Source organism: Bradyrhizobium sp. UFLA01-814 (assembly GCF_046718885.1).
Taxonomy (GTDB): Bacteria; Pseudomonadota; Alphaproteobacteria; order Rhizobiales; family Xanthobacteraceae; genus Bradyrhizobium; species Bradyrhizobium elkanii.
The window spans coordinates 1-6,634 of the sequence record NZ_JAQOSR010000279.1; the positions used below are offsets into that span (position 1 = coordinate 1).

General features: G+C 59.2%; 9 protein-coding genes and 2 pseudogenes. 2 read left to right on the forward strand and 9 right to left on the reverse strand.

The features are described 5' to 3' along the window. Positions 1–26 precede the first annotated feature (26 nt). The 7 genes and pseudogenes from tnpA to tnpB all read right to left on the reverse strand — a co-directional run bounded on the left by tnpA (position 27) and on the right by tnpB (position 2,522). Positions 27–398 (reverse strand): IS66-like element accessory protein TnpA, encoded by a 372-nt coding sequence (tnpA, locus tag PMN64_RS41195; protein ID WP_411784900.1) that lies wholly within the window; start codon positions 396–398, stop codon positions 27–29. A gap of 83 nt (positions 399–481) precedes the next feature. After that, complete coding sequence (locus PMN64_RS41200; protein WP_411784901.1) at positions 482–697, reverse strand: IS66 family transposase; 216 nt, start codon at positions 695–697, stop codon at positions 482–484. A gap of 88 nt (positions 698–785) precedes the next feature. After that, on the reverse strand, positions 786–1,178 hold the full coding sequence (locus PMN64_RS41205; RefSeq protein WP_411784902.1) for an IS66 family transposase: 393 nt from the start codon (positions 1,176–1,178) through the stop codon (positions 786–788). Continuing rightward, complete coding sequence (locus tag PMN64_RS41210) at positions 1,178–1,252, reverse strand: hypothetical protein (protein ID WP_411784907.1); 75 nt, start codon at positions 1,250–1,252, stop codon at positions 1,178–1,180. Before PMN64_RS41210 ends, PMN64_RS41205 begins: the two co-directional genes overlap by 1 nt. A gap of 60 nt (positions 1,253–1,312) precedes the next feature. Beyond that, on the reverse strand, positions 1,313–1,648 hold the full coding sequence (locus PMN64_RS41215) for an IS66 family transposase zinc-finger binding domain-containing protein (RefSeq protein WP_411784908.1): 336 nt from the start codon (positions 1,646–1,648) through the stop codon (positions 1,313–1,315). Further along, positions 1,578–1,907, reverse strand: a pseudogene (locus tag PMN64_RS41220) (hypothetical protein); the annotation flags it as partial. The pseudogene PMN64_RS41220 and the gene PMN64_RS41215, both read right to left, overlap by 71 nt. A 105-nt stretch (positions 1,908–2,012) precedes the next feature. Then, positions 2,013–2,522, reverse strand: coding sequence for an IS66 family insertion sequence element accessory protein TnpB (gene tnpB, locus PMN64_RS41225; protein WP_411784903.1), 510 nt, complete (start codon positions 2,520–2,522; stop codon positions 2,013–2,015). A 24-nt stretch (positions 2,523–2,546) separates the two neighbouring features. Between tnpB and PMN64_RS41230 the strand changes: the two are divergent. Further along, a pseudogene (locus tag PMN64_RS41230) lies at positions 2,547–3,023 on the forward strand (IS66 family transposase); the annotation flags it as partial. A 734-nt stretch (positions 3,024–3,757) separates the two neighbouring features. Here the strand turns inward: PMN64_RS41230 and PMN64_RS41235 are convergent. Continuing rightward, entirely contained in the window at positions 3,758–5,287 is a 1,530-nt protein-coding gene (locus PMN64_RS41235) for a porin (protein WP_411784904.1), read from the reverse strand. Between the two features lie 412 nt (positions 5,288–5,699). Between PMN64_RS41235 and PMN64_RS41240 the strand changes: the two genes are divergently transcribed. Further along, positions 5,700–6,182, forward strand: a complete 483-nt coding sequence (locus PMN64_RS41240; protein ID WP_411784905.1) for a MarR family winged helix-turn-helix transcriptional regulator — start codon at positions 5,700–5,702, stop codon at positions 6,180–6,182. A 116-nt stretch (positions 6,183–6,298) separates the two neighbouring features. On the opposite strand, the gene PMN64_RS41245 is transcribed toward PMN64_RS41240, so the two are convergent. Continuing rightward, a partial coding sequence (locus tag PMN64_RS41245) for a hypothetical protein (RefSeq protein ID WP_411784906.1) occupies positions 6,299–6,634 on the reverse strand: 336 nt, incomplete at its 5' end.

Below are 6,634 nucleotides of genomic sequence, written 5' to 3' on the forward strand. Positions count from 1 at the left end.
GATCTTCACGCCCGCCGAAGCCGCGATCATGTCGTCGCCCTCACGGCCCGCAGCACATCGCGCAGCCAGCCTGGATCGACCCCGGCCGCCGCACGAACCACCGCACCGCCAATCTCGATGCTGATCGTTGTCGCGTTCGGTATTGCCGCTTCCACGGCCATCCCAGTGGGGCGCAGCTCCGACACCATCGGAACGAAGAGCGGCGCATCCTCCGCCGGCAAGCTCAGCAGACCGGCACGCGCCGCCTTGCGCCAAGCGAACAGGTGTTGCGGCGCGAGGCCGTGGCGGCGCGCCACCTCGGACACAACAGCGCCCGGCGCATACGACTCCGCCACGATCCGTCCCTTGACCGCGTCGTTCCACCGCCGCCGACGCCCCACTCCGACCTGGATATCCACCCGGCCCCGCGGTTCCGAAGCGTCAACTATATGGTCAACCATATATGCGAACCCAACTACAAATGAGGCTCGCATCTTGCTGATCAGCTCACGCCCGACAAGGTGCGGAAGACACGCCGCTTACCGTAATCGGGGCGCATGGAACGCTCGACCGTATTGCTGTCGACCTCGATGCAGCCGTCGCGGAGAAACAGCGTCACCCCCCAGTGATTGGGTGCCAACTTGATGGCCTCCGCCAGCTTCGATTGGGAGAAGACCTGGCCAACCATTGCGGTCAGGCGCGTCCTGAGCGCCTTCATCAATGGAGCGGACCTGGTGCGGCGGGTAGCCAGCCGCTGCTCGGCACTGCTGCCGCGTCGATGGCATAGACCGCCTGAAGGCGCCCGATCACTTCGCGAGCGAACGACGACTGGGTCGTCTTATATATACCTCGACGAATTTGCGTCGAGCGTGGGCGAGACAAAAGGCGAGCTCGATTGCATCACCATGATCGCGGGCGAGCGGTTTGTAGGCGGCATAACCGTCCACCTGCAGAATGCCGGAAAAGCCCATCAGCTGTCTAGCGATCACCTCCATGCCGCGGCCGTTGGCAAACACGTTGGCAACCGCCGGCGGCGAGGGTCCGCCCCATGGCCGGTCATCAATGGCATACGCCCAGAACTGGCAGATGCGGGTACGATGTCGCCGGCATCGAGCACCGGCATCGGCGTCTCGTCGCAGAACACGTGCGGTGCAGCCTGGATCATCCGCAGTTGGAGCTCGTAGAGGCTCTTGAGCCACTAGGCGGCACGCTTGATCCAGCCGGCAAGTGTCGCACGGTCAAGCTGGATGTCTTGGTCGATCAGGATCTGCACCTGCCGGTACAGCGGCAGATACCAGACGAACTTCGACCACCACGTGATTCACGAGTGCCGTTAGGCCATGCCGCTCTCGATCAGGCGCGGCAGTACCTTCGCCTGGACTACGCCATCGGTGCAACTGCGGCAGGCGTACTTGGGACGGACCGTCCGCAGCACCTGCAGCATCGCCGGGATCACGTCCAGCACCTCGCTGACGGCCTCGCCAATCTTGTGAAGTTGGCCTTGGCAGCACGGACACCTCCGGCTCCAGCACCTGCTCACAACGCGGCACGTGCTTGGGCAGCGCACCGATGTTGCGGAGCGCTCTCTTACGTGGCTTGTCGGGCGACTTCGCCGCAGGTGCATCGTCGTTGGCCGGCGCAGGACGTGTGGCGTCGGTTTCAAGATCATCCAGCTCGAGCGCCAGTTGCTCGTCCCCGATCACCGCAAGCCTCCCCGAACGCTTTCCGAACATTCCCTCCCTGAATGTCTGCATCGCCACACGCAGCTTCTCGTTTTTTGCGTCAAGCGTGAGCACCGTCTCGGTCAGAGCCGCCGGATCGGTCAGGAGAGCGTCGAGGCAAATTGCCATGATCAGACGATACAGGCGCGCACCACATGCTCCAGCAAAATCCTCTCCTCTCACGCAACAACGGCTGGCTTGCTTCATAGGCCTGGGCGAGACGCGCGTCCACGAGCTGCGTCGCACTTAGATGCACCACGCCGTCGCGGATCGGTGGCCAGGTGAAGCGTCCCAGGTGCAACCACTTCATCGTCAGCACCCAGCCGCACCGTCCCACGCCACAAGCTTCACTCTGTCCATGCGCTTGCTGCGGAATACGAAGAAGTCGCCGCAATACGGGTTCGCGCGCAGTGCTTCGATCACCAGCGCCGACAACATGTGCACCGACTTGCGAAAGTCGACCGGCTGGGCCGCCAGCACCACTTTGAGGTCGGACCTCAGTGCAATCACCGGATGCCCCGAAGCGCCGACAGTACCATCGAAAGCGTCGCCAGCTCCACACCCGGCGCAATCCAGATTTGCGCCCCCGTTCAGCTCGATCTCGATCACCCCGCAGGCTTTGGTCGGTGACGCGCTGGATCTCCTGCGCCGACGAAATGCACTCGTCGGCCGTGCCGCCGCTCTCGGCACCACAAAACTCGGCGCCTTGCCCGCTACCGCCGCCGCAACCTGGCGTCGCCACACCGTGAGCAGTCCGCGGGCGGCGCCATTGCGCCGCGCCACCTCGGAGATGTTCACACCTTCCTCAAAGCTTTCCGCCACGATCCGGGCGTTCTCCTCGCCTCTCCATCGTCGCCGGCGCTGGGTGCAGATCTCACGCCGGTCACCGTATTCTATGGGATCGAGAAGGAGACCCGCGGCCGCAGCGCGGAGGAGCTTCGCCTCGTGCGACAGCAGAAGAGACGACCACTGGCCGATGCCTTCGAGGTTTGGCTTCGCGCCAAGTTAGCTCTCATCAGATCAAGCTCGTCGAGGCGATCCGTTACGCCCTCTCGCGTTGGAAAGGCCTAACGCTCTTCATCGATGACGGCCGCATCGAACTCGACAACAATACCATCGAACGATCAATCCGTGGTATCAAGATCAGTCGCAAGAACGCGTTGTTTGCCGGATCCGACGGCGGTGCCGAATACTGTCGTCGCGTCTCTGGTCGAGACTTGCAAACGCCGTCGATCCGCTCGCCTATCTCACCGACGTCCTGACCAGGATCGTCAAAACGGGCATCCAAACCGCGACATCGATCAGCTGCCGGCCTTGGCCTACCGCGCTCAAGCCCGTGGCCAGAGAACGTGCTTATGGTTGCGCCAACGCGGTTTTGCAGCAAAATCGGCGGTCGATTGCCGATCGAACGATGGGGCCGCTCTGGAAGCACCGTTGAGACCTCGATGAACACATCGCCAGTCGGCCGCGAGAAGTCCAACGCGACGCCGCGCTGGTAGGCTCACGACACGAACTCGCTTCCTTGGTCGACGCGACCGGGAAGCCCACCTCTTTGTGGGCCCTTTCCAGTGCCGCCACGACGTCGGCGCCGCGGAAGGTGAACCTGGCTGCGGTGCCGACGAGATGACGAGATCGCTAGCGGCCGTCTTCAAAGTTGACCAAGGAGGACCCTGGGCCGGAAAACGCCGGCAGAGGCACTTGACGAGTTGCTGCCAAGAGTGAACACAGTCGGTGTTGTGGCGGCCGATTGAATTCGCCCCGTACACCGCGATCGGAACGATGAATCAAGCCGCTCGGCCGCACCTTGCATCGCCAACGCGAACGAGCGAGTTTCCGCATCGACCAGCCGACATGTTGCGCTGCTTCGATGATGGAATTGCGATGGCCAAGACCGGCTCGCGAACTTGCCAAACATTATCGCGACACCACCAACACATAACCCGAATACTGGATCGGGTCTGAACCAAACGCCTCCGACGGGCATGCCGAAGGCGTGGAGGTCAAACGTAGATCTAGAGATCACCCCCTTATACATCCTTTAGCGGTTTACCTAGGTGTCACCAGTTGCGCTGAGCGGAGAGCAGCATCGTGAGGCTGTTTTGGTTCCTTAGCTCGTATGCAGCACCCGGCTTTGCGATGCTCGACTGCACCGGTAACGTCACGGTGCTCCCGCTCGCGTACTTCTGGTCCAGCATCGTGTAATTTAGTTCGCCCAAGAAGGTCAGGCCCTTGACCGGTGTCCAGGAGGTATATGTACCAACGCTCGCATAGTTGAAGTCGGGGTTACAGCCGGCAAACCCGCTCGACAATGCGAGTCCTGTGACCACCGCATTACAGATGTAGCCCTTGGCTGTGCCGTTATAACGCACAGCGCCCCACCCGCCGTAGATGGCGGTGGCCCAGTGCGGATCCCAGTTATGGGTGTAGCCGCCGTTAAAGCCGAAGGTGGTAGTCAACTCCTGGCCGGAGCCAGTCACGAACACCGAGTCAGAAAGCCCCGCAAGTCCGATACTCTGGTAAACACCTGCCAAAGTAGTACCGCCGTACATTGCGAAGGTGCTGGACTCATAACTATGGAAGTTATAGCGGCTTGCTCCTTTCGTATACACGCCCGCCATGTTGATCGTGTCACCCGGGCCGGTCGGGATATTCTTGATAGACAACGCCAACTGACTAGCCCAGCCCCACTTGTCCTCCGGATGGCCGGTAACCTCGGTTGCACCATAATAGGCCGCATGGTTGTCGTGGGCAGCAACCGACGCTTGGAAGAGACCCCAGGACTGGTCAACACGAAGCATGGCGACGAGGTCTGGAGCGCGCGTTGCGCCAATGTCATTGGCGCCATACGATCCAGCGGCGAGACTTGCGGGTGTCACAGCGCTCACGTTCCAGACGTTGCTTGTGTAGTTAACGACTTGATCTTGGGCCGAAAAGGAGGCCGTGATGCCATGGCCGAAATCAGCGGTATAGGTGAATTGGTTCGGAGGCTCCCAGCCGCCGCTTCCCGGCAGGTCGTACCAGTTGGCTGGATAGTCGGCCCAAGGAGGAGAGAACTGCGATTGCGCCTTACCAATTGTGAAACCAGCGAACTGTATGAATGCGTAGGACACAGCGAGTGTACCGCCAGCGACTGCGCCCGGATTGGCGTTGTTCGGCGCAGAGATGCCGCCGATCGACTGGTAAACGGTCGATCCGTTTCCTTGCCCGCTGTAGCCCCCCGTAGTCCATCGCATCGCGCCTGCAAAGAAGGTGCGCAGCAGACCATATTCAGTGGCGGTGCGCGTATCGATGTTTAGAAGCCCCTGAGATCGCATCGTATAGCTGTTGCTTAGTCGGTTTTGTGCGCCACCCAAGCCACTGTCTGCCGTGCCAGCGGCATAATTCGACCGCAACCCGGTCCATACCCGCAGATAACCACCAAGCTTGATGCAAGTTTCAGTGCCCGGGATATAGTAGAATCCGGCACCATAGAGAGGGCAGACCTTTGCGTACTCGACCGGCTTCGCCTTCATCGGAAGATCGGCAGCCTGCGCCCCAGCTGCTGCAAACATTCCTGCAGAGCTGATAAGACTCTTTGTCAGCTTCATTATGAACCTCCAAGTTGGAATATTTTCCGTCCTTCAAAGATCCGCCGCGACCAGCCTCGCTTACGGCAGGTGTTTGACGGACTCTGAGGCGTCTCCTGGCGCCCGGCTAATTTTTAATTACATCGATCAATTGCTTCAATTAATTAATTGCGAGGGATCGTTTTTCGCCAAAAGTGTCACAATTGAGCAACATTTGGACCTAAATCGCCGTGGAAGACGCGTTTCGTCGGTCAGGCTACCGTTCGGCCGAAACTGTTTGGCCTTAGTTTAGCGGGTCAAAGCGCAGCTGCGTTAGTTGGAAAGCTAATTTTGTCCTGGCGCCACCCCTGAGAAGGTTTGCAAAGCAAAGAGATCTGCCATCTAGCTAAGGAAAAAGCACCCGGCTGCTCCTGCCTGAGACGGAAAAACCCACATGGCCCAAAAAGAACGAGCTAATAGAGCCCTTACGGACTTCATCTGGAACATTGTCGAGATTCACTCCCAACTGGAGGCAATACATAAAAGTTGGGCCGAGATGTTAGGAATAACCGAACCACAGTGGCTAATACTGATGGCCATCGACGAGCTCGACCAAGGTCGCGGCGTCTCGGGAATTGCGGTTGCGAATAAACTGCGAATTCACCCCGCCTTTGTCACCAACCAAACAAAAAAACTCGAAAATATGGAGTTCCTAGCTCGCGAAACATCGCCTGATGACGGAAGGTTCCTACAGATCTCGCTGACTCAAAAGGCGCGTGCGGAAATCACTAAGCTGTCAAACAAAAGAGAAGCCCTTCACTCGACGATGTTCGGCGAACTCGATGATGCGTCGCTTGACTACGTCAACAAACGGCTAACTTTGATTGCCCGGAATAGCCGACTAGCATCTCAAAAGCTCGATATAGGCCTATTGTAGGCACGAACCGCACAGCTGCGACCATTATCCGAATGGCACAAATCCCAAGCCGCAATTGCTCGCGAACGATACGGCGCTGTTACGTGTGAGCCGGAAAGCCTGCATCGAGCCGGATTCTAACTGCATCTGAAGGAACGCAATGGCAGCTCAAATGGCGCGTCGGTGAAGGTGGCCTCTGCCTTAACCGACTTCGGTATCGAAACCTGATCATGCTCGCCGTGTAAGAAGAAAACAACTTGGCTCAAGCAAATGGCAGCCTGAATAATCCAATCAGGCCGCGCCTTCCACCCGATGCGTAGCAAATGGCCCTCGTCAAGGCTTCTCAGAGAAATCGTCGTTTTCGATCTGGCACTAAGTAATTTATATTCTGCCGTAGATCGTGTCCCCGAGCTTGGTGTAACTGGCGGTGGGACACCGCGTTCGCCGGCAAGAGCCGGACTGGTCAGCTGGCG